Source organism: Chryseomicrobium excrementi, from assembly GCF_002798305.1.
GTDB classification, from domain to species: domain Bacteria; phylum Bacillota; class Bacilli; order Bacillales_A; family Planococcaceae; genus Chryseomicrobium; species Chryseomicrobium excrementi.
Genome location: NZ_PCGR01000004.1, coordinates 112,683 through 135,858 on the forward strand (window position 1 = coordinate 112,683; position 23,176 = coordinate 135,858).

Sequence of the window (23,176 nt, forward strand, 5' to 3'; positions counted from 1 at the left end):
TTAATCTAAGATAGAATCTTTTTTCTCCGTTAAGAACGTGAGTACCTTGTTCGTCGGATCATACGATTCCCCATAAAATTCTTTATCTTTATACGTGTGAATGTTTTCGTATGTCCACTTCATAGCCTCATAGACTTCTTTTTCATCGCGAGGTTCTGGCGTCCAGTATAAAATTTCGAGTACTGTATTCTCACCAGTCGCTAATGAACGTCGATTATAGCCAATCTGTGTTGCGTGTTCAAAGCCTTCACGCGCATAAAAACGTAATCGTTTTTCTGTATCTGTATCTTCATAATTCACAGGCTCAACTTCTAATAAGATAGTTTTCCCTTTAGCTTTTAATTTTTCAAGTAGTTTTTTCCCTAGACCTTCCCCACGTGCTTCTTTCGAAACAAATAGATAATCAACGAAGATAAAGTCTTCAAACTCTACATACATCAGGACATGTTTCGGACCTTCGTCTTTACGGTACACCTTCCCTTTTTCTTCAAGTAAGGTTTCCATATGTTCACGTGACTTCATTTCTTCTACAGGGAAATATTGATTCAGCTTTGTATACCAGTTCATGTTTCGTAGCTCCTTCGAATTTTTCATTGCCCGGAGATTTTTGTTTTTTGCCGATGCAGTTGAGGAAAAATCAGGCTAGATAAAAATCCTCACCATGACTTGTTTACCCTGATTTCGGTATACTTAAACATAAAAAGGGAGTTTTTTGAGATGAGGACGTTTACAGACCAATTGAATAGGGAATTACAAATCCCTGATTTTCCAAAGCGCATCGTCTCGATCTGTCCTGCGATTACGGAGACCTTATTCGCGCTTGATGCAACAGAGCATATAGTCGGACGGACTAAATTTTGTATCTTTCCAAAAGGTGAAGTTGAAAGACTTCCTCATGTTGGTGGCACAAAAGATGTCAACATCGATCAAGTTCGTGCACTAAAGCCCGATCTGATTTTAGCAGAAAAAGAAGAAAACACGAAAGAGACCGTTGAAGCGCTTTCTACAATCGCTCCTGTCGTAGTAATGGAAGTACAGACTATAGACGACTCGTACCGCTTGATTCAGGATCTCGGTGAGGTGACTGGCCACCTCGAACAAGCCGAAACAATTGCAAAGGACGCGAAACTCGCATTTGAACGTCTACCAAAACTTCAAAACTCACGCGTGCTGTATTTTATTTGGCGGAAGCCATACATGGTAGTCGGGAACACGACATATATCCAGTCTGTTCTGGAACATTTAGGACTTGAAAATGCTGCAAAACATCTAGAAGGCAGATATCCTGATTTGACACCAGAATTGCTTAAAGAGCTTGCTCCAGATGCAATCCTATTGAGTTCCGAACCCTTTCCATTCTCAGAAAAACATCAAAAAGAGCTCGCTACCATTTTACCCGATACTCCAAGCCTGTTAGTAGACGGCGAAATGTTCTGGTACGGCTCGAAAATGCTTGAAGCTAGTCCGTATTACGCTTTATTGGTTGATCAACTGCGCGAGGTTGCAAGGACTGAATAAAAAAGGCTGCTGGTAACAAAAGGCCGAGACCGGCTTCTAGTAAAGCGAAAAATTTGGCAATTCCACTAGGAACCATATCTCCATATCCGATCGATAACAACGTAACTCCGCTGAAATAAATCATATTGGACCAAGTAACCTCTACTGGATCAAATGGTTGCGTATTTTCAAGTACGGCGGGTTTGTCCATTGACAAGGCAAAATAAATTGCAGCAAATGCTAACCAGATACCGATCATCACTAAAAATAAATTGACGAAAAGCATAAAATCCATTCGACCATACTTAAATGCTTTGTTTCTGAAAAAATAAAAAAGATTGGCTAAGACAAAGCCAATCGCGACCACTAGTAACGCTGTTGTCATGTCTTCACCTCGTTTGTTTTTTATTTATGTACCCTAAAAACAAGACATGTATTCATTGACTTCTCCTTGAAATCACGATACGATAGACGAAACTTTTTGTTCGGAATGGGTTGAAGATGCCGGAGAGCCGCCATCGCCCGTGAGCAGAGTTAAGATAGCTAAGTGAGCAGAGCCGAGAAATCCTCGACAAAGAAGAGTACAGCGCAGTGTATGCTAAGAGAGCCGACGGGTGGTGCAAGTCGGACATAGACGCGACTGGAATGGACTTTGGAGAGTCTTCTGAAAAGGAAGAACGGATCATCCCCGTTAGCGGATGTGGAGAAAGAGTCGAACAGACTCTAAACCAGAGGTGGTACCGCGATCACTCGCCCTCTGCAGGCTTTTGCCTGTGGGGGGCTTTTTTGTGCTCTGCTCCTTGACGAGAGGAGCTTCAAAACATGACATCTTACATTCACAAGTCTCTAAACGGAGACTCCCTTACCCCTATCACCATTTTCCACCGTCTGCAAGGCCAACGAAAATTTCTGCTAGAGAGTTCTCTGAAGCACGAAGCAAGTGGTCGTTATTCGTTTATTGGATGTACGCCTTCTAAGGAATACCGAGGAGATAAAGGCACACTAAGCATTCGAGACTTTACAAACGGCACTAGCGAAACGGTCTTCGGTGACGCGATGACGCTACTCAAGCAGGCGTTGCCAGCACCACTTTCAGACGGGCCTTTCCCTTTTTCTACAGGTGCCATCGGCTATATCGGTTACGAAGTACTTGGTCATTACGAGCCAACAGGGATTCCGCTTCCAAAGGAGCGCCAACTTCCTGATATCTACTTTTTATGGTATCCAACCGTAGTCGTCTATGATCACCAAACCCATACCGTAACCATCTTGAATAGTGAGGGCGATGCCGTTGAAGTGGAACGTGTAGCTAGTGAGCTTCAAACGACACCCGCTGACGAGCTACCTGAAGAGGCGCTGCCGCTCACTTTCCAGTCAAACACAACACAAGACGTCTTTTTACAGCGCGTCGAGAAATCTAAAGAATGGATCCAACAAGGCGAAATCTTTCAGTTAGTACTTTCACAGCGTTTGTCAGCACCTATCGCACAGACACCATTCGCTTATTACAGAAAACTTCGTCGGGTGAACCCGTCTCCTTATATGTTTTATATCGATTTTGATGACGCCGTGGTACTTGGTGCTTCTCCGGAAAGCTTTGTTCGCGTCCAAGATGGCATCGTCCAGACCAATCCGATTGCAGGAACGCGTCCTCGTGGCGCAACTCAAGCAGAAGATAAAGAACATGCAAGTAACTTACTTCAGGACACAAAGGAACGTGCCGAACACGACATGCTAGTCGACTTGGCCCGAAACGATGTCGGGAGATTGAGCAAAGCTGGGACGGTGAAGGTGACCAAGTATCAAGAAATCGAACGGTACCAGCATGTCATGCATCTCGTTTCTGAAGTAGAAGGTCAGTTGAAGCCTGACATTCATCCACTGGACGCTCTTATTTCTTGCTTGCCAGCAGGAACTGTCTCAGGAGCTCCTAAAATTCGAGCCATGCAGCTGATCAATGAACTCGAGACTGTGCAACGTGGTGTGTACGCAGGAGCTGTCGGCTATTTGAGTGCAGCAGGGAATTTAGACGCAGCACTGGCGATTCGGACTGCTGTCATCACAGAAGGTTTCATCGACATTCAAGCTGGCGCAGGGATTGTCTACGACTCGGACCCGCAAAAAGAATACGAAGAGACGCTTCACAAAGCGCGCTCCCTACTGGAGGTCTTCCAATGATTTTATTGATTGATCATTATGATTCGTTTACTTATAATCTTGCCCAGTATTTAGAAGAACTCGGCGAAGAAGTTCTCGTAGAACGATATGACACTTTGTCTGTAGCACGCATCCAAGAAATGCAGCCTAAAGCTATCGTATTGTCACCTGGACCAGGTCATCCAAAAGACTATGTGGTTACGCAACAAATTTTCAATACCTTCCATAAGGAAATCCCTTTTCTCGGAATCTGTCTCGGGCATCAGTTGATCGGGCTGTGCTTTGGAGCTTCCGTCGTGTCTGCTCCAACTATCGTCCATGGGAAGAGTTCGATGCTTGAGCATTCGGTCACTAGAGAAGCACTGGGTCGTGTGATGCGCTATCACTCGTTAGCCGTGGATGCCTCTTCCCTTCCCTATGACTTACAGGCTGTTAGTTATGCGAGAGAAGACGGTGCGCTCATGGAGATGCGTCACCGGACATTGCCAATCGTCGGGATGCAGTACCACCCGGAATCTATTGGAACACCAGATGGCAGACAGCGACTGTCTCAATTTTTACAAGGAGTGATGCCAAGTGAAAGCTACTTATAATCGGATTTTGCTAGGAGATACTTTGAACCGACGTGAGATGAAAGAATTGGTCAGTGCGTTTTTTGAAACGACTGCCGATCCTGACGTGATTGCTGCTATCCTTGTGGCGCTCCATGACCGAAAAGAGACGGCCGAAGAATTAGCTGGCGCAGTAGATGCCTTGATGGAACGAGCGGTTCGCTATCCGGAAGTCGAATTGGATTTACTAGACATGTGCGGGACAGGCGGTGACCAGTCGGGAAGCTTTAATATCAGTACTACTGCAGCGTTTGTCGTGGCAGCGTGTGGAGTCTATGTGGCCAAGCACGGCAATCGCAGCATCTCTAGCCGTTCAGGAAGCGCGGATGTGCTCGCTGCACTAGGTTTAGAGATTTCGTTATCCCCAGAACAAAGTGCCGAGCAGCTCACATCGAACGGATTGACATTTCTGTTTGCCCCAGATGTGCATCCTTCTATGAAACAGATTCAACCGATTCGCAAAGCATTAGGCCGACCGACCTTGTTTAATTTAATCGGTCCGTTAGCGAACCCATATACACTTCGCCACCAACTGATCGGCGTCTACAAAGCAGAGTACCAGGAAGTGCTCGCACAAGCTGCCAAGCTATTAGGCCGCAGACGCGTCGTCATTGTCACAGGAGAAGGACAACTTGATGAAGCCTCATTAGATGGGACGACGACGTATACGATGCTTCATGAGAATGAAATTACGACACACCAGTTTACAGCTCAAGAAGTTGCGTTACCGGCACATCCTCGAAGTTCGATTGCAGGGGGCGAAGCGGAGGCCAATGCAGCCATTCTTCATCAAGTGTTGGCTGGCGCACCTTCTGCGTATCTGGACACTACTTTAGTGAATGCGGGACTCGCCCTGTTAGCGGCTGAAGCAGTTGAGACACTCCAAGAAGGTATAGCTAAAGCGCGCCGAGCTATAGAATCAGGTGCTGCCTTAAAACAATTAACTACGTATCCTAGTCGCACGGAGGTGACGTCATGACCATACTCGATACCATCTTAGAAACGAAGCAACACGAGGTCCGGGAGCTTCAGTTAACCCACTTGCCTCAGCGCACTATTGGAAAACGTTTGCGTCTTGCTGATTCACTGAGAGCGTCTGACACGTTAGAAGTAATCGCTGAAATCAAACGCGCTTCTCCTTCTAAGGGACTGATCTACAAAGACTTAGATGCTGTAGCGCAAGCAACTCGCTACGTTTCAGGAGGAGCTGCTGCCATTTCAGTACTTACGGACTCCAAGTATTTTCAAGGCTCTTTTACGGATTTGGAGCAAGTGGCACAGGCTGTCCCGCTCCCTGTCCTTTGCAAAGACTTTGTGATTGACCGGATTCAAATCGATGCGGCTTACAGCTACGGGGCCTCCATCATTCTGTTGATTGTGGCTGCTCTTGATAAACAAGACTTGCACGACCTCTACAGGTACGCAACTTCAAAAGGACTTGAGGTATTGGTCGAAGTCCACGATGAAGAGGAGCTGGAGATGGCTCTTCAACTTGGTGCCGAATTGATCGGCGTCAACAACCGAGACCTTCGCACCTTTACAGTTTCCTTAGAAACAACGGAACGGTTAGCAAAACGCGTTGCAGATCTTACGGACGTTCACTTGATCAGCGAAAGCGGGATTGAATCGGCTGACGATGCCGAACGGCTTAGCTCATGTGGAGCGAAAGGTTTACTAGTCGGTGAATCGCTCGTCCGGAGCAGTTCCGTGGAAGATGCGCTACAGTCTTTGAAAGTGAGGAGAAAAGTTCATGACACGCATTAAAATTTGTGGCTTGAAAGAAGCCGAACATGTACAGGCAGCTGTAGAAGCCGGCGCTAATGCCATTGGCTTTGTCTTCGCACCAAGTAAACGCCAAGTCTCTCCCGAGAAAGCGCAAGAACTAGCTGCAGGTATCCCTGCTTCCGTTAAAAAGATTGGCGTGTTCGTCAACTCTAGTGCCGAAGAAATCAATGAGATTGTCAAAACAGTTCCTCTAGATTACGTTCAACTGCACGGAGATGAAAGTGCTTCACTGTATGAACAGATCGAAGTACCTGTCATCAGAGCCATCTCTATTCGAAACGCAGAAGACGTAGACCGAGCTTTCCGTGATGCCGCTCCTCTCGTTCTGATTGACGCACCTGGAACCGATTTCCGCGGAGGTTCCGGTCACACATTTGATTGGGACTTAGTCGAGAAGCACGTAGAAGCACGACCCTTTATTTTGGCAGGTGGTTTAAACCCAGACAATGTAGGAGAAGCCATCACGCGTATAAGACCCCTCATGGTAGATGTATCAAGTGGCGTAGAGACTGACGGACGTAAAGACTCAGACAAAATCAAGGCGTTTATTCGCGCCGTACAGGAGGTTTCCTTATGATAACCTATTCAGCACCAGATACTCGTGGCCGTTACGGTCCTTACGGCGGGCAATTTGTTCCAGAGACGTTGATGCATGCACTCACAGAACTGGATGCCGCTTATAAAGAATCACAACAAGATCCAAGCTTTCAAGAAGAAGTTCGCTATTATTTAGAGAACTATGTTGGCCGGGAGAACCCGCTCTATTTTGCAGAACGTCTGACAAAACATTATGGAAAAGCGAAGATTTATCTCAAACGAGAAGATTTAAATCATACAGGAGCTCATAAAATCAACAATACCGTCGGGCAAGCCCTACTCGCTAAACGGATGGGTAAAAAGAAAGTCGTCGCGGAAACGGGAGCGGGTCAGCACGGTGTTGCTACTGCAACTGTCAGTGCGCTATTTGGTCTTGAATGTACAATCTTTATGGGGAAAGAAGATATTCGTCGCCAGCAACTGAACGTCTTTCGCATGGAGCTCTTAGGTGCCAAAGTCGTAGAAGTCACACAAGGAAGTGGCACCTTGAAAGATGCGGTGAATGAGGCGCTCCGCTACTGGGTCACACATGTTGAAGACACCCATTACATCATGGGTTCTGTGTTAGGACCTCACCCGTTTCCTCAGATTGTGCGAGACTACCAATCGGTGATCGGTCAAGAGACGCGTCGTCAGAGTCTGACTCAGTTTGATCAGTTACCGACTCATGTGATTGCTTGTATCGGTGGAGGCAGTAATGCGATGGGAATGTTCTACCCATTCATTCAAGATGAGACAGTGAAATTAATTGGTGTAGAAGCGGCTGGGCATGGTGTTGCTAGTGGAAAGCATGCAGCGAGCCTGACTGGTGGGAAAGTCGGAGTGTTGCATGGTGCGATGATGCACTTACTCCAAGACGAAGCGGGACAGATCCAAGAAGCGCATTCGATTTCAGCAGGGCTCGATTACCCGGGCATTGGACCTGAACACAGCTACCTACACGATTTAGGTCGTGTCGAGTACACATCCGTGACCGACGAAGAAGCGTTGACGGCACTGCAGCTCTTAGCGCAAACGGAAGGAATTATTCCAGCACTAGAGTCGGCGCATGCACTGGCTCACTTGGAGACTTTATTATCGGAGACCACACCAGAGGATCACGTGGTCATCTGCTTATCCGGTCGTGGCGATAAAGATGTGCACACGATCCGCGAAGCCCTGAGCCAGAAGGAGGATGTCTAATGAGTAGATTAACAACGGCGATTACGTCACGCGTTGAAAACGGAGAAACTGCTTTTATTCCGTATATCATGGCGGGAGATGGTGGACTTAGTGCTTTGAAGGAGCAACTCTTGTTCCTTCAGAACGCCGGTGCAACAGCCGTCGAACTCGGGATTCCCTTTTCAGACCCTGTTGCTGACGGACCTGTTATCCAACAAGCAGGCCTTCGCTCCCTTTCGCATGGAACAACTTTGCGCGAGGTTTTAGAAGAAGTGGAGCGACTTCAACAAGACGTGACAATTCCCATCGTCATCATGACGTATTTGAATCCAGTACTCCAGCTTGGCTTAGAGGAGTTTGCTGGGTTGGCTTTTAAAGCGCAAGTCGCAGGTGTGATCATTCCAGACATGCCTCTTGAAGAATCAGATTTGCTTCGAGACGTGTTGCAACCTGTTTCGATCGATTTGATCCAACTCGTCAGTTTGACAAGTCCTGCAGAACGAGTGCGCCGTATTGCGGAAGCTTCGGAAGGCTTTGTCTACGCTGTAACAGTTAACGGAATTACAGGAACGCGTCAGACGCTTCCAGAAGTGACGTTTGACCATTTGAGAGAGCTGAAACAGGTGAGCCCTGTACCAGTCATGGCGGGGTTCGGCGTCTCAACGCCGGAGCACGTCACGCAACTTGGAGAAGTTGTAGATGGTGTCATTGTGGGAAGTTTTGTGGTCGATGCGTTTGCGAATGGCCATGAAGAGACGATCTTGCCCTTGCTGGATGCAGCGAAAGCAGTGACGACTCGCGTGTGATACATCACAAAAAACCCGATCCTCCATTAAGGAGAATCGGGTCTTTCTTTGCTGACTAGTGTCAGCCGTTTTTCAGTGTGGTGTAAACCACCAACCGGTCTTCATAGAAGCGCCCTTCCTTGTTCCAATCACCTGTGCAGGTGATGAGATTGAGATGGCTGCCATTGCTGAAGCCGAAGATGGAGCGAACGGGTGAATCTTCCATAGGATACGTCTCCATGCGTTGGACGACGAATGTTAAGCTTGTCCCATCAGACGATTCAACAACCACTTCGTCCCCTGGTTTCAGTTTGTTCAGGTCGTAAAAGACGGCGGGGCCATCTGTCCAATCGACATGACCTGCGATCACGGCATTTCCTGGCTCACCGGGTAAGTAGCCTTGCTCGTACCAGCCTGGTTCTTCTGCAACATCAGGCACCCCCATTTGCCCGTTGTCCAAAAGCGGTGTACGCTGGATCGTAGCATCTACATCAATGGCCGGAATACGGATACGGTCGGGCACAATTCCCTCACGTTCGTCTTTGATTACTTTCGAAGCTTTGAGTTCAGAGCCTGGTAAGCCAATCGTCGATTCCGATTTTACAACAGTGGATTCAGTGGGTGGTGTTGCTGCTGTTTCAGAAACGTTAGATGCTCCATCCTCAGAAGCTTGCTGGCAACCGGCCAGCAAACCGATACTGAGGAGTAAAGCAGCTCCGGTACGGAATTTCATAAATTATGCCTCGTTGTTTTTACGACGGCGTGCCATGAATGCAGTTGCACCAAGTGATGCAGCTAGCAAGCTTCCAAGTAAGAAGCCTTCAGCGCCCATTCCGTCTTGCTCTTCAGCCATACCACCCATACCAGTTTTCGGCATTCCTTCTGGCATATCTCCACCTTTGAAGTTTTCAGGGAACTGATCCACGATTGCTGTTGCAATTCCTTCAGAAGGCATTAACATGTGAGCATATGCTTCACGAAGGTTTGTGTAAGCTCCTTCGTAGTCGCCTTCTACATATAGGTCAAATGCAGCTAGCAATTGATCAACGTGAGCTGTTAAGCCAGCTTCTAAATCTGCTGCTTTCAAACGGTCTTCAGTAGCTGTAGATAAGAATGCTGCTTGCTCTACGATGTACTCGTCAAGTTCAGCCATTGCCTGCTCTTTACCAGCTTCATCCTCATTTGCTGTAGCAACCACGTAGTCTACGAAGTAGCCGATGTGGCTGTTCCAGATCTCTTTAAATTGTGCTCCGCCTTCTTCACCGTATACAGAAGCTACTGCTGCTGATAGGTCATCTGCGTTTGCAAGAAGTGCTGCTGCTGATGCATCATAGTCTGGATCTCCGTCCACCCCATTTTGCATCGCCATTACTGCTAAACCAGCGTGCTCTGTGAAGATACGATCCAAGCTAGCGCGTAGGTCAGCTGCTGGTGTTACAGCCATAGTGTTTTCAAATTTATCTGGGAACTGGTCTGTAATTGCAGTTGCTAGACCTGCTGCTACCATGACCATGTGGTCGATTGCTTCACGTTCGTTTGTGTATGAAGTTTCATAATCACCAGCTACGTAGCTATCGAATGCCCAAACCAGTTGGTCAACGTGCATTTTTAGGCCTGCTTCTAAGTCTGCTGCTTTTAGACGTCCTTCAGTTGCTGTGTCTAAGAATGCTGCTTGTTCTTTAATGTATTCGCCTAGTTCTGCCACTGCTTGATCTTTACCAGCTTGATCGTCAGCTGCTGTAGCATTTGCATAGTCTACAAAGTAACCAATGTGTGAAGACCAGATTTCTTTAAACTGTGCTCCTGCTTCTTCACCGTATACTGAAGATACAGCTGCAGTTAGGTCATCTGTGTTGCCGCTTAATGCGCCAGCCAGTGCTTCAAAGTCTTCCGTGCCATCTGCACCTTTTTTCAGTGTTTCCACTGCTAAGAATGCGTGCTCTGTGAATAATTGTGTCAATGTTGAGCGAAGTTCAGATGCTGGAGTTGAGACTCCCATGTCTCCAGAAACTGCGCCTCCATTTGAATGATCGCCGTGATCTGCTGCTAGAGTAGCTGCTGGTACTGCCATTGTCATTGCAAGTGTTGCTGCTAAGATTGCTTTCGATTTCATTTTGTAGTTCATGTGAATCTCTCCTTTTGTAAGTGGTTTATTTGATTTACACATAGCTAACGGAAGGATATTGATTCTGGATCACTTTTTTCTAAATAAAAATTAAAAACTTTTGACCATGTATCTCCAAACCTTGATATATCAATGTTTAAACGTTATACAAATCGTCAAAAGTTTTTTGATTTCTCTGTTCTGAAGATAATAAAAAGGCCACCTACAGAAGCAGGTGGCAAATTTGTTATTCAGTTTCTGGTGCTGAGATAGCGGAAGCCATCAACACTTGACCGAGAGGTGTCTCGCTATCTTTATTCGGTTCATGAGATACTGCGATTTGGTCCCAAGAAAAATCTTGTCCAGCTGGTAGCGTATATACCACTGCTCCGTCTGTTCCAGTGGAAGTGAAGGTTCCTGCTCTGTCCGGTCCTTCTTCATCAATTAACCAAACCTGATAAACTTCTTCATTTGAAAGCTCAGGTAGCGAAGACGCTTGTACGACCACTTGAATCGTATCTCCGTTTCGTACAATAGAAGCCGTACCTGTTGAATCTCCTTCAAGAGGTTGCAAGTTCACAAGAGCAACAAGTTGATCCACGGTTTCACTTTGTGTGACAAGAGTTTGTTGTTGGTCTTGTACCATCCAGCCCAAGTAAGCATTTCCTACTAAAGAAAGAACTAGTGCAGCTGCAACTAGTGGTAACCATTTAGAAGCGCTTCGCTTACGGGGTTTTTTACTTTCCATTGGGATGACTGGAGTTGGTGATACAACCGGTTGAGCTGGAGAATCTTCTCCCAGAATAGAACCGAGTACGCGTTCCTTCATGCCTACTGGTGGTTCTACCAGTTCAGAAACATAGGGGAGGTCTTCTGAAAGTGCTTGCCATTCTGCCAGTTCTTGTTGACAGTCTGCACAGCTTTCTAAATGTCTTTCAAAAGCTTCTTGCTCTTCAGTAGTCAGCTGACCATTGAAGTAATCAATTGTTAAATCACACATCACTCGTTCCATCTGCAAATTCCCCCCTTTCCGGTTCTAATCGTTTTCGTAAATGCTGCAGGGCTAACCGTATCCTACCTTTTACCGTTCCTAAAGGAATGTTGAGGTCTTTAGAAATGCGGTCTTGCGAATAGCCATGAAAATAAAACAGCTCTACGATTTTTCTTTGATCTTCTTTTAAATGAGACAATGCCTCTCGAATCCGTTCGCTTTTTTCTTTCCATTCCACTGCCTGCTCCGGCATGTCATGCATCGTGTCATTGACACGCTCGGCGTCCTTATCCAATAAGCCGACTTCTTGTTGTTTGGATGATTTGCGAATGACATCTAAACATCGATTCCGTGTCATGGTCAATAACCAAGAAGAAAACTTGCCTCGGTCGGCTTCATACGGTGCATGGTCACGCCAAAGTTTTGAAAACACGTCTTGCACGACGTCTTCTGCTCGTTGTTGATCTTGCATCATGCGATAAGCAAATGAAAACACAAGTCGTTCGTATTTATCGTAAAGCAGTTCTAGCGCTTCCGAGTCTTTTGTTAGAATGCGGGTGTATAACTCTTCATCTGTAAAGGACATATGGTTTCCCTCCCCTGCTTGCCAGTTCCTTCTATCATACCGGATTCATAAGGGGATTGTAATCAATAAGCTAACGAAACTTCTACGGGTTTGGATCACTATTTGTTAAATTAGGTAGTCGATTTTAAAGTGAGGTATGATAAAAAGAAAATGAGGTGATTCCGTGATCTTCTTCATTATCTGGTTAGCGCTGTTAACGTACGCTATCTTTTTTGCACCGGGACAAGGAAACAGTAATGATCCGGTCTTGTCAGAAGTGTTCGTCGGCAACTGGGCTGCTATTGACCCATTGGTACTTACCGTATTCAACTCGCTCGGTATCTTTCCGCTCGTCTTCCTGACCCTTTTACTGCGAAATGATAACAAGCGCTGGCCAGCATGGCCGTTTTCACTGGTGTCCTTTGCAGCTGGTGCATTCGCATTGCTTCCGTATTTTGCATTCGGCAATCGACCACCAGAACGTACGATTCGTACGCCAAAGTTCTTGTTGCGTCTATTGCGTTCAAAAACGTGGTTGATCTTCTTGATTGTAATCACAATAGCCAATTTGATTACGCTGCAAAACGGCATTTCATTAGATTCCTACATGACTACGTTCAATGAGTCTCATTTAGTCTCTGTGATGACAGTTGACTGGTTCGTATTATGGGGTCTGTCCGTATATGCCACCTATCAGTTCTATCCAGAGGCACGTATGAAAGGGTTAGCTTTCATTCCCATTGCCGGACCTCCGCTCGTGCTGCTTATCAACGCAAATCGTCTGGACGTTTAAGAGAAAGCATGCTTGGGTACAAGGTAGTAAATACCTAAACCAAGGAGGCGTTTTCAATGGATAACAACCGTCACGAAGAAAAACATGTAGAGGTTCGTCGTGAAGAACGCACGGACAGCGGTCTAGTCGGAGCTACATTTATTAAATATGCCGCTTACATCATTATTTTCTTTGGATTGCTTTGGTTCTTGATCTCATACGTATTTCCTATGTTCAGCTAATCCAAAACAAAAACAAGCCGGGTCTCAATACGACTCGGCTTGTTTTGTGTTGTCAGGAACTTTGACAAGTGCATAACGTTTCCACGCCTTGCTCTTCCAGCGGAATAGCATAATAAGGCCTCGTGTCCATTCATCAATAGCAATAGCAGCCCAGACTCCGACTAGTCCCCAGTCGAGGATGAAGACGAAAAAGTAGCCTAAAGGCAAACTGATCCCAATCATCGAGATGGCTCCCATAAGAACTGGGAAACGGGCATCTCCCGCTGCTCGTAACGAATTGATGATCACAATATTCAGCGTTCGTCCAGTTTCAAGCGCGAGACCAAGAACCAGAACTTGTGCAGCAAGTTGAATGACATCTGGATTGTCCGTAAAGATCGAGACGATCGGTTTTCTGAAAAGAACGACCAGCGTGACTGCAGTCACAGTAAATGTCATAGCATAGCGCACACTTTTCCACAGTTGGGTATACGCATCTTCCGAACGCCCTGCTCCTACGTAACGGCCTACGATGATGGCAGTCCCCATCCCAATTGCAATGGCAAACAGATACGTGAACATGGAAATGTTGTGAGCGTACTGTCTAGCTGCAAGTGATTCTGCACCTAAATACGTAATGTAGAACAGGAAAACAATTTGAGCGGCTTGATACAAGATCTGTTCAAATGCAGCCGGCAAGCCGATTCGCATAATCTTCCCTACATATTCCTTCGACCACGCAAAGTAATCTTTCCACTTCACTCGGACTTCCATCACTTGATAGAACAGCCAGAAAAAGACGAGCATCGCGAGAAAGCGGCTTCCGATTGAAGAAATGGCAGCACCTTCGACTCCCATCTCAGGAAATCCGAACTTCCCGAAAATCAGCACATAGTTCCCAATCACGTGAATCACATTCATACCTAGCGACACGTACATTGTCTGTTTCGTCCAACCATGCACACGAATGACTGCGGCAAGTGAATTGATAATCGCTTGTAAGAAGATTGCGCCTCCGACGATTGAAAGATAGCTTTGCGCATAATCGAGCACGTCTCCCTGCAAGTTCATTGCCACCATCATCGCCTTCGCAAAAATCAGATAGACGATGCTCAGAATCACACCAATGACGAGATTGAGTGTCACAGAAAGAGCGGCTACTCGCGATGCTTCTTTAATCAGCTTAGATCCTAAGAATTGCGCAACAACAATAGAAGCCCCTGCTGCGACGACTTCTAGTAATAAAATTGCGATATGAATATATTGATTCGCAGCTCCTACTCCCGATACAGCATCATCGGATAAGGAGCTGAGCATAAATGTATCGACAATTCCCATTAACATAAAGAGAAATACTTCTAAAAAAATTGGCCAGGTCAGATGAAATAAATTTAAATCGCCTGTCGACGACTTCTGTTTTTTCACACGATTCCCTTCTTCCTCAACTAAACATTCCCTTAGCATAGCAAAAATTCCGGAAAAAGAAAGAGTTGAAAAGGGTTACATGAAAAATAAATAAAAAAAAGCTACAGACCGAAGTCCGTAGCTTGTGTTAGTTAGTCTAAAATTTTCACTGTAATTGTTTGACGTCCCCAATTTAGAGCGTCTTGTTGATCTGGCATGAAGATATCAATTTTGTTTCCTTTGATAGCACCGCCAGTATCTCCTGCAATCGCTTCACCGTAACCTTCAACCCATACTTTCGATCCTAGTGGGATGACGTTCGGGTCTACTGCGATGACTTTCATGTCTGGATTGGCACGAAGGTCGATACCTGTTGCTGTTGTACCTGAGCAACCTTCACAGTAAGCCGTATATGCTGTCGCTTCGACTGTCAATGTTTGAGCAGCCTCTGCTGGAGCTTGTGAAGTCTCTTGGCTTTCTGCTGGAGCTTGTTCTTCAGCTTGCTCTTGTGGAGCTTGCTCTTTCTCAGCAGGAGCTGATACAGCTACCTGTTGCTCCGTTGAAGCAGCAGCTTGTGGTGCTTTATAGTCATTCCCTTCAACGAACAATTTTTGTTCAGGGAAGATTAAGTCAGATGTTAAGCCGTTCCAACCTTTAAGGTCGGCTACAGAAATATCATACTGTTGTGCGATTTGGTAGAGCGTGTCGCCGCTAACCACTGTGTATGTTTCAAATTCTCCAACTTGTAACTCTTGTTTTGGGAAGATCAATGTAGAATCTAAGTTGTTCCATTCTTTAATGTCTCCCACAGATACTTGATTTTCTTGTGCAATGGACCACAATGTGTCCCCGCTTTTAACTGTATATGATTGTTCAGCCGCAGACGCACCTGCTGCGCCGATAAATAATCCTGAAATAGCGGTTAGTGCAACGATTTGTTTTTTCATAAGTAAAATTTCCTCCTTTTCACTAACGACCCCTATCGTACCACCTCTACATTGCAAAACGATGTCAGAGCAGTACCAGTACCCTATCAATTGAATCTCTGAGGCATCACAAAAATGACAATCCAAACACAATAATGACAACGAGATGACAGGGATGTCTGACCTCTAACAATGCACAGAAAAAAGCCATTTACAAGGGCTATCCCTTGCAAATGGCTTCATTTTTCCGGTTAAGAATCCGTTTTCGACAATAAACTAACTGATACTTTCACATCAATTGTGCTTGCACCGCCTCGGTAAACTCCTTGGACGGGGCTCACATCATTGTAATCACGTCCTACACACATCCGGATATGATTTTCGAGTGCTTCCACATTGTTTGTAGGGTCAAGGCCTACCCAGCCGATACCAGGAACCATGACTTCTACCCAAGCGTGGCTCGCTGCATCCCCAACTAATGCAGAATCTTCACCAACATATAAATAGCCACTCACATAACGCGCTGGAATCTGTTTCGTTCGTAGAATCCCGAGCATTACGTGCGCCATGTCCTGGCAGACGCCGCCTCGAATCTCAAATGAGTCCGCAGCTTTTGTTGTCACATCCGTCGCGTCCGGGTCATAGCGGAAACTGTCATAAACATAGCGCATCACATCTATCGCATACTGGACAGGATTGTTCATAAGTCCGATTGCACTGTCCACTCGGTCCATCTGTTCTGCACTCAAGTATGTGTAAGCTGTATTGGCCAAGTAGCCCGCATAATGTTCTTGGAACAGATCCGAATGAAAAATATCTTTCATTTCAGGTGAATAATCAATCTGCTGAATGAATGGACTGCGTTGAATACTTACTATAGAAGTGGATTTGATTTCTAGATGTTGGTGACGCTCTGCGATAAAGAATGTCTCGACATTATTGCCCCAGATATCCGTATGTTCTTTAGTTAAAGACATCGGCGTAATATCGGTCCGGTAGGAGAGCAAACGTTGACACTCGTCCGAACGAGGCTTCAAGCGAATGGAATTCATACTTTGATCTACTACCGTGTCGTAATCAAAGATGTTTGTATGTTCAATTTTGTATTTCATAGCTGTCTTTCTCCTCATTTCAGGTGGAAGGGATTGCTCTTGATGCTGTGAGAAATCAGGTGAATTGACGGGCTCTGTTAAGTAATACGTACGTGAGAAAATATGTCCGATTTGATTGCATTTATCTTGGAATTTGTTTAAGAAATCAATTGTTTCATCGGTATCCAAATCCTGAATTTTCATCTGATTGAACTCACGACGAAGGGAATCCATCGCTTCGTAAAGCTCTACAGAGTAATGAGCGACTTTTGCATTTTCTAAGGCGTCCACTGCTTCACGTACATGATCCATACAATAACGGATGGAACGCGGGAAATCTTGATTGGTGATTAAGAACGATAAGATTTTCGTCGGCTCCATTTTAGGAGGATTCGACTTCAAATACGCCTCGTACCCATTCACCATGCGCAATGCGCTCGACCAATAGTAGTAATCACTTGTGTCATATTCTTTTTCACGATGCCTCGTCTGTTCACTGACAACATTCAATATGCGAGCTGTCTTCTCTGCTCTCTCAAGCCACTTCCCAATCTTCAACATATAGTATGCCACATCGCGGGACATTGCTGCTTCAATAATGCCTTGTGCCATGTAAGAGGCTTGCTTCGTTTCATTGAAAAAGTCACGCATAGCGTGAATAGAGTAAGGGCGGTCCTGCAATGGGTTGGCTGACAAATAAAATTGATTCCACGCTTCAAACAAGTCATTCGGTATATAATCACGCGTGACGCGCGCATTGTCTCGTGCAATCCGTATGCAATTTAAAGAAGAATTTAAATTGGTCTCTCCGAAGGTCAGGAAGCAAATCAAATCTTGTACACGCGTCTTGCCCATCTCGTGTAGCTGATGTAAATCCTCCGCTGTTGCACATACTTCAAAGAGAATGTGATAGTCTTCTTCTTGAAAAATATCTTTATTCCCCGCTTCTAGCATCTGTGTCAAATGCACATGCATGATGCGAGAATGACTTTCCGACCGTTCGATGTTGCGCGCCATCCAATAAAGCGCATCTGCTACACGACTAAGCATGTGCGTCCCCTCCATTCTTTAAAATCCACGTATCTTTAGCACCGCCGCCTTGAGAGGAATTGACGACCAGTGATCCTTTCTTAAGAGCTACACGGGACAAACCACCTGGCAAGACGTGTGTCTCTTTGCCTCGCATCACAAAAACCCGAAGGTCTACGTGGCACGGATAAAAATCTTCGCCTTGATAAGCTGGCGCTCGCGATAGCTGAATAGTTGGTTGTGCAATATATTGGTGGGGAGTCTCTTCAATTTTTTGCTTGAAGATTTCAATCATCTCATCATCCGCGTGAGGACCGATCAACATGTCATAGCCCCCAGAAGCACCTACATTTTTGATCACAAGTTCTCGGATATGTTCCAGTACCCATTTCCGTGTCTCTTCTTCTTCTAATCTGTATGTCTTCACGTTCGCAATAATCGGCTCTTCATTCAAATAAAACTGAATCATGTCCGGTACGTAAGAATACATAGCCTTATCATCGGCTACACCGTTCCCGATAGCATTTAGTATAGCGACATTTCCTTTCTGGTAAACGTCGACAAGACCGCTAACTCCTAACATGGAATCTTCCCTAAATGCGACCGGATCCAAGAAGTCATCATCAATACGGCGGTAAATGATATCAATGCGTTGAAGACCTCGTATCGTTTTCATAAACACGTGGTCGTCTTTCACCAATAGGTCCCGTCCTTCAACGAGATGAATCCCCATCTGTTGAGCTAAGAAGACGTGATCGTAATAAGCTGAATTGAACATCCCTGGAGTCAACAACACAGCAGTAGGATTGTCGATACCAGGAGGAGCATGGTCAAGCATCGCCTCATGCAAATAAGTCAATTGGTGCTCAAGAGTATGTACAGGCTCATCCGCAAAAAATTCCGGATAGACTTGACGCATGACATAACGATTCTGATACACATAGGACATTCCAGATGGATTTCGAAGATTGTCCTCAAGCACCATATAGTTCCCCTCTGCATCTCGAATCAAATCGATACCAGCAAGGAAAATATGATTATCCAAAGGAACTCTCACACCACCCGCCTGCTGCTTATAATAGTAGGCATTATTTTCAACGAGGTCTCTCGGAATAACTCCTGCCTCTACAATTCGTGCTTCATGATAGATATCTTTTAAAAAGCAGTTTAATGCTTCAGTACGCTGTGCCATTCCGCGTTCAATCATCTTCCAGTCGTCTGCTGGAATAATAATAGGAACAAAATCAAACGGCATTGTTCGCTCTGTTCCCACATTCTGATTGTAAACAGTGAATGTGATGCCTTGACGTAAAAAGGAAAGCTGGGCTAAATCATGCTTTTCTCGTAACGTTACCAGATCACTCTCAACAAGCTTGTCATGAAAGTTTTGATAGTGCGGTTTTGGTGAACAGTTTGGGTCAAACATCTCATCATAAAACGGGACCACTTTATAGTTTTCAAACATCGTACTGCCCCCATTCGTCCTAATTTTCTGATTTCTAACAGTTTACCATACCCTTAATCGACTTTTTATACTCCAAAAAACTTTTTAGTTTTTGTTTGAAACTTGTGTAGATGTTAAAAACTAGGGTACAGAGAGGATAATGCTATTTTCATGAAGGAGGAATTGCCGTGGCAAAGGATTTCACTAACGAACCATCCTCATACTGGCTGGATGGTCCCCAAATCCCTGAATGTTCCGCTGTAACCGAATCCCTAAAAACAGACGTGGTCATTGTTGGTGGAGGTATTGTTGGCATCGTTGCCGCTTACTTGCTGCGAGACTCTGGCCGCCAAGTAACCGTCATTGAAGGAGGTCGTTACCTACATGGAACAACTGGCTATACGACTGCCAAACTGACTGTTCAACACAGCCTAATCTATGATGAATTGATTTCGACGTTCTCTGAAGAAGATGCACGTGCTTATTACGAAGCGAATCGGCAAGCGCTGGACTGGGCAAAAAATCTCGTCGAACAAAATGGGATCGAATGTGGTTTAGAAACCCGCCCCGCTTATGTATATGCAGAATCCTTCAAAGGTGAGGACAAAATTGAAAAAGAATTTCAAGCTTACGAAAAAATCGGCATCCCTGGAGCCTCTCTAACTAAAGAGACCGACCTTCCTTTCCCAGTCCGAATCGCTTTGAAACTTGAAGATCAGCTACAGTTTCACCCTGTCTATTTTTTAGCTGCATTGATGAAAGAAGCCCAACAAGCAGGCGTCACTTTCTATGAAAACTCTCGTGCCAAAACTGTGCATTCACCAAGCCAAGTCGAACTAGTGAACGGTCATAAAATCGATGCTCAACAAGTTCTCGTAACGAGTCACTTCCCGTTCAATGATTTTGAAGGCCTGTATTTTTCTCGCATGCGGGTCGAGCGGAGTTATGCGATGACTTTACGCGGTACATTCAAGGAAGATATGGGGATGTATATCAATGCCGAAAGCCCAACGCGCTCAATTCGCACCGTGTTGGACGCTTCAGGAGAACGCCTGTTGCAAATCGGCGGTGAAGGGCATGTTTCCGGTCGTCACGAAGAAAACACTCGTACTAACTATGCCACGCTTCAGCAATTTGCATCCAGCTATTTCGGGACACCAGATGTCACTCACAACTGGTCTTCCCAGGACTTGATGCCTCTTGATCATTTGCCGTATATCGGAAAAATGGTTACAGGAATGCCGCACGTCTTCGTAGCGACCGGCTTCTCCAAGTGGGGGATGTCGAACGGGATTGCTGCTGCCCACTTGTTGAGTGACCTTGTCATGGGACGAGCCAATCCGTATGAAGAGCTATTTTCTCCGACTCGCACGAAGCTTCGCCCTAAAGGAATTGGCAGCTTCATTAAAGATAATGCTGGCGTAGCGAAAGAGCTCATTAAGGACAAGGTCACCGGTGCAGAAGCATCTCTAGACGAACTTGGTTTTGATGATGGCAAGCTGGTTCGAGTCGACGGACAGAAGCTCGCTGCTTATAAAGACTCGAATGGCCACGTCACATTCGTCAAACCCGCTTGTACGCATATGGGCTGTGACGTCGCATTCAACCAAGCCGAACGTTCTTGGGACTGCCCGTGCCACGGTTCTCGATTTAATTTCCGCGGGGATGTGCTGGAAGGTCCTGCGACGGAGCCACTTCAACAAGTTCGTATTAAAGAATAGAAAAACGTGCAGTTCCCTCAAAAAACAAGGAACTGCACGTTTTTTAGTTTCGTTTAAAGCCTTCTTCTTTTAAGTAAAGAATAGCTGCTTCTTGCGATTCAAAGCTGTCTTCTAGATTCAGACCGTGGTAGATGTTCCACAGGTCATCTTCGTTCACAAGCTTCAACTCGCCGCCTTCTTTGTTAACCCACTTCTGCTCTGTAGCCTCTTCAGCTTGCTCTTCTTTCGTAGAAAGCAACGCAATCGAATAGCGAATCAGTTCTTTCAGCTCTTCTTCTGAAGCTTCACGAATGTTCACAAGACCACGCTCATCAGATTCATACGGACCGCCTTCTCCAACGAAGACATAGCCGTTCCCATTTGGGTGAAGTTGCTGCACGACGATCGTTTTGTCGTACTGACTGTCTTCAAAGTGGTAATTTAAACGTTTTAGAGAGATGGCTTTCTTGGAAAGCTCCGGGAATGTTTCGATAATGGCTTGTTTTTGTTCAAATGTTAGCATGTTGGACCTCTTTCTTATGGGGGTGGTTGGTAGTATGTAGTATAGCATAGATTGGGGTGGTGGTGAGCGGGCGGGATTGGGGGATGAGCGGTCGTTCATCGAATGGATGAGCGATTTATTCTACAGTAACCAGAATTTATTCTACTCAAATCGGAATTTATTCTACCGAAATTAGATTTATTCTACTGAAGTTGTTTTACATATGCTGTTTGGGCTTTCCAACTTCTCTTACCGCGAGTTATTAAAGAAGATTAGTTACGATCTTTCTAGAAAGCCCCTAAGAATTATGGCTTCATTAGACAAATAAGCTACTAGTTAATTCCGTTCCATTTTATCCAATGAACTTTAGTTGTTCTTTCCAAGGAGTAAACCCGATTCTTTTTAGGGCTAGTCCTCCTGATAGAACCGGTTTCAATTAATTTTTCAAGATTTCTTGAATATAAGAAAGGTAGCAGCTGCCTCAATTCATTCATTTGAAGATTGTCCCCCAGCAAATCAAATGCACATAGAATATTCTCATCTAGCATATAATTATTTTTCATTTTACATCTCGAACATATCCAAGTCCGTGCATGTAGAGTCATCAATGTATAACAACTCATACAGATTAATCCTGATAGTAGCTCATTTGGGGCTAGGCTATATCTCTCACAAATATCAGACAAGTAAAATGGAGTTGCTTTAGATTTTAAGCGTTTGACGAGACTGTGTAAGTCAATTACTTGATTTGGTAATCCATCTAGTTGATTCAAATAGTGTGGGAGTTGTTTTATAAAAATCAGTTGATGTGGGGAATTGAGTGGAGGTTGATTTAGAATGGCAGAGCGGTTTACCCAGACAATCGCTGTGTAAATCGGAAGAGAAACTTGACCAATTAATTTTTTAAAATGGATCAAGTTGCGATCAAGCTGAGCAAATGGACAATCCATTGCTATTAGATCACCATCTAGCTCACGAATCATTTGCGCAGGATTAGGTTTAAAAGTAATTCGCCCTTTTATATTTTTGACTTCAATCATCAGAATGTAGTTGTTAGTAAGGACGAGATAATCGATTTGTATGGAAAAATGCTTTGGGACTCGTACGTGGAAATTATGAAGAATAAATGACGGTAGAGAGTAAAGTGCTTCCTGTAAATAAGATAGTACCTCCCGTTCTCCACCCTCCCCTGCCCTTCTCATGAAAAGTGACTGTTGGACCTGTGGCAATTTTGGATGGTTGATGGGCAAGCGAGCGGCCAGATACTGAAGGGACATACGCTCGGGTTTTGGTGTAAACAGTTTTATAAAATAACCTCCTTAGCTTTCATAATCATAGTCGACCTCTCCTTTTTTCATATAGGCGCGCCATGTGTTGCGTTGCCAATAAGTCGATAGTGTAATAGCCCAAAACATGAGAAGAAACATGTACAGGATGACGACAAAATCATGGTGTTTGAAATAGGAAAAAAGAATAATTGTATAAACTACAGCTAGGAGCAATGTTTCTCGGAAAAAATGTTTTAGCCCGAAATGGCTTTGCGCTATGAACAAGATAACGGAAATTACAAAAGGTAAATGAAAGATCATAGCAGCCTCCCTAATTGGTAGTTTTTCTCATTTTAGGGTTAAGTTGTTTGAATTGCAAGATATTTTTGAAGTGGGGTAGATCTTTCTAGAAAAATCTTTTAAGTATCCTGAACTTCAAGTTCTTTTCAGAAAATCTTATGCAGAAGAAATTAGGATTGATGGAGAAGAAAGTAGGCTTAATGCAGTAGAAATCAACTCCTATGGAGAAGAAATCCATCTCATGTAGAACAAAACCCCATGGCATG

Annotated in this window: 24 protein-coding genes and 1 other annotated feature; of the genes, 11 read left to right on the forward strand and 13 right to left on the reverse strand. The window is 45.0% G+C overall.

Features of this window, described 5'->3' with window-relative positions; all coding sequences use genetic code 11:
• Positions 1–567: a GNAT family N-acetyltransferase gene (locus CQS04_RS11565; protein ID WP_100354277.1), complete on the reverse strand. Its 567-nt coding sequence runs from the start codon at positions 565–567 to the stop codon at positions 1–3.
• 150 nt (positions 568–717) lie between these two features.
• Here CQS04_RS11565 and CQS04_RS11570 point away from each other — a divergent pair, with 150 nt between their 5' ends.
• The gene (locus tag CQS04_RS11570) at positions 718–1,518 is read left to right on the forward strand and encodes an ABC transporter substrate-binding protein (protein ID WP_100354278.1); all 801 of its coding nucleotides are present in this window, start codon (positions 718–720) and stop codon (positions 1,516–1,518) included.
• Here CQS04_RS11570 and CQS04_RS11575 read toward each other — a convergent pair.
• Positions 1,460–1,882 carry an ion channel gene (locus CQS04_RS11575; RefSeq protein ID WP_100354279.1) on the reverse strand — a complete coding sequence of 141 codons (423 nt, stop codon included), beginning with the start codon at positions 1,880–1,882 and terminating at the stop codon, positions 1,460–1,462. The genes CQS04_RS11570 and CQS04_RS11575 overlap by 59 nt on opposite strands.
• 174 nt (positions 1,883–2,056) lie before the next feature.
• Positions 2,057–2,258 (forward strand) — a binding site (T-box leader).
• Positions 2,259–2,319: 61 nt separating this feature from the next.
• On the opposite strand from CQS04_RS11575, the gene trpE reads away from it, so the two are divergent.
• Genes trpE through trpA form a run of 7 tightly spaced genes read left to right on the forward strand, consistent with a single transcriptional unit; the run spans position 2,320 to position 8,614 of the window.
• The gene (gene trpE, locus CQS04_RS11580) at positions 2,320–3,675 is read left to right on the forward strand and encodes an anthranilate synthase component I (RefSeq protein WP_100354280.1); all 1,356 of its coding nucleotides are present in this window, start codon (positions 2,320–2,322) and stop codon (positions 3,673–3,675) included.
• Positions 3,672–4,247 (forward strand): anthranilate synthase component II, encoded by a 576-nt coding sequence (locus tag CQS04_RS11585; protein WP_100354281.1) that lies wholly within the window; start codon positions 3,672–3,674, stop codon positions 4,245–4,247. Before trpE ends, CQS04_RS11585 begins: the two co-directional genes overlap by 4 nt.
• Positions 4,231–5,244: an anthranilate phosphoribosyltransferase gene (gene trpD / locus CQS04_RS11590; protein WP_100354282.1), complete on the forward strand. Its 1,014-nt coding sequence runs from the start codon at positions 4,231–4,233 to the stop codon at positions 5,242–5,244. The genes CQS04_RS11585 and trpD overlap by 17 nt, the downstream gene beginning before the upstream one ends.
• Entirely contained in the window at positions 5,241–6,029 is a 789-nt protein-coding gene (trpC, locus tag CQS04_RS11595; protein WP_100354283.1) for an indole-3-glycerol phosphate synthase TrpC, read from the forward strand. The genes trpD and trpC overlap by 4 nt, the downstream gene beginning before the upstream one ends.
• Positions 6,016–6,627: a phosphoribosylanthranilate isomerase gene (locus CQS04_RS11600; protein WP_100354284.1), complete on the forward strand. Its 612-nt coding sequence runs from the start codon at positions 6,016–6,018 to the stop codon at positions 6,625–6,627. The genes trpC and CQS04_RS11600 overlap by 14 nt, the downstream gene beginning before the upstream one ends.
• A complete protein-coding gene (trpB, locus tag CQS04_RS11605; protein ID WP_100354446.1) occupies positions 6,627–7,829 on the forward strand; it encodes a tryptophan synthase subunit beta in 1,203 nt (400 codons plus the stop codon). The genes CQS04_RS11600 and trpB overlap by 1 nt, the downstream gene beginning before the upstream one ends.
• Positions 7,829–8,614 (forward strand): tryptophan synthase subunit alpha, encoded by a 786-nt coding sequence (gene trpA / locus CQS04_RS11610; protein ID WP_100354285.1) that lies wholly within the window; start codon positions 7,829–7,831, stop codon positions 8,612–8,614. Before trpB ends, trpA begins: the two co-directional genes overlap by 1 nt.
• Positions 8,615–8,675: 61 nt before the next feature.
• On the opposite strand, the gene CQS04_RS11615 is transcribed toward trpA, so the two are convergent.
• The 4 genes from CQS04_RS11615 to CQS04_RS11630 form a co-directional block, all read right to left on the reverse strand.
• Complete coding sequence (locus tag CQS04_RS11615) at positions 8,676–9,326, reverse strand: class F sortase (RefSeq protein ID WP_100354286.1); 651 nt, start codon at positions 9,324–9,326, stop codon at positions 8,676–8,678.
• A gap of 3 nt (positions 9,327–9,329) precedes the next feature.
• Positions 9,330–10,718: a copper amine oxidase gene (locus CQS04_RS11620; protein WP_245858812.1), complete on the reverse strand. Its 1,389-nt coding sequence runs from the start codon at positions 10,716–10,718 to the stop codon at positions 9,330–9,332.
• A gap of 226 nt (positions 10,719–10,944) precedes the next feature.
• Entirely contained in the window at positions 10,945–11,709 is a 765-nt protein-coding gene (locus CQS04_RS11625; RefSeq protein ID WP_100354287.1) for an anti-sigma factor, read from the reverse strand.
• Complete coding sequence (locus CQS04_RS11630) at positions 11,690–12,274, reverse strand: RNA polymerase sigma factor (protein ID WP_100354288.1); 585 nt, start codon at positions 12,272–12,274, stop codon at positions 11,690–11,692. Before CQS04_RS11630 ends, CQS04_RS11625 begins: the two co-directional genes overlap by 20 nt.
• Positions 12,275–12,437: 163 nt before the next feature.
• Here CQS04_RS11630 and CQS04_RS11635 point away from each other — a divergent pair, with 163 nt between their 5' ends.
• On the forward strand, positions 12,438–13,046 hold the full coding sequence (locus tag CQS04_RS11635) for a hypothetical protein (protein WP_100354289.1): 609 nt from the start codon (positions 12,438–12,440) through the stop codon (positions 13,044–13,046).
• 56 nt (positions 13,047–13,102) lie between these two features.
• On the forward strand, positions 13,103–13,267 hold the full coding sequence (locus CQS04_RS13835; RefSeq protein WP_165775529.1) for a hypothetical protein: 165 nt from the start codon (positions 13,103–13,105) through the stop codon (positions 13,265–13,267).
• A 24-nt stretch (positions 13,268–13,291) separates the two neighbouring features.
• Here the strand turns inward: CQS04_RS13835 and CQS04_RS11640 are convergent, their stop codons facing one another.
• The 4 genes from CQS04_RS11640 to CQS04_RS11655 form a co-directional block, all read right to left on the reverse strand.
• The gene (locus tag CQS04_RS11640; protein ID WP_100354290.1) at positions 13,292–14,710 is read right to left on the reverse strand and encodes an MATE family efflux transporter; all 1,419 of its coding nucleotides are present in this window, start codon (positions 14,708–14,710) and stop codon (positions 13,292–13,294) included.
• Positions 14,711–14,802: 92 nt separating this feature from the next.
• Entirely contained in the window at positions 14,803–15,597 is a 795-nt protein-coding gene (locus CQS04_RS11645) for a 3D domain-containing protein (RefSeq protein WP_100354291.1), read from the reverse strand.
• Positions 15,598–15,827: 230 nt separating this feature from the next.
• Positions 15,828–17,717 (reverse strand): alpha-E domain-containing protein, encoded by a 1,890-nt coding sequence (locus tag CQS04_RS11650; RefSeq protein ID WP_100354292.1) that lies wholly within the window; start codon positions 17,715–17,717, stop codon positions 15,828–15,830.
• Complete coding sequence (locus tag CQS04_RS11655; protein WP_100354293.1) at positions 17,710–19,161, reverse strand: circularly permuted type 2 ATP-grasp protein; 1,452 nt, start codon at positions 19,159–19,161, stop codon at positions 17,710–17,712. Before CQS04_RS11655 ends, CQS04_RS11650 begins: the two co-directional genes overlap by 8 nt.
• Before the next feature lie 167 nt (positions 19,162–19,328).
• Here CQS04_RS11655 and CQS04_RS11660 point away from each other — a divergent pair, with 167 nt between their 5' ends.
• Positions 19,329–20,861 carry an FAD-dependent oxidoreductase gene (locus CQS04_RS11660; RefSeq protein ID WP_100354294.1) on the forward strand — a complete coding sequence of 511 codons (1,533 nt, stop codon included), beginning with the start codon at positions 19,329–19,331 and terminating at the stop codon, positions 20,859–20,861.
• Positions 20,862–20,904: 43 nt separating this feature from the next.
• On the opposite strand, the gene CQS04_RS11665 is transcribed toward CQS04_RS11660, so the two are convergent.
• From CQS04_RS11665 to CQS04_RS11675, 3 genes are all read right to left on the reverse strand, one after another.
• A complete protein-coding gene (locus CQS04_RS11665) occupies positions 20,905–21,363 on the reverse strand; it encodes a hypothetical protein (RefSeq protein WP_100354295.1) in 459 nt (152 codons plus the stop codon).
• A 311-nt stretch (positions 21,364–21,674) separates the two neighbouring features.
• Positions 21,675–22,619 carry a nuclease-related domain-containing protein gene (locus CQS04_RS11670; RefSeq protein ID WP_100354296.1) on the reverse strand — a complete coding sequence of 315 codons (945 nt, stop codon included), beginning with the start codon at positions 22,617–22,619 and terminating at the stop codon, positions 21,675–21,677.
• 42 nt (positions 22,620–22,661) lie between these two features.
• Positions 22,662–22,931, reverse strand: a complete 270-nt coding sequence (locus CQS04_RS11675) for a hypothetical protein (protein WP_100354297.1) — start codon at positions 22,929–22,931, stop codon at positions 22,662–22,664.
• Positions 22,932–23,176: the final 245 nt, after the last annotated feature.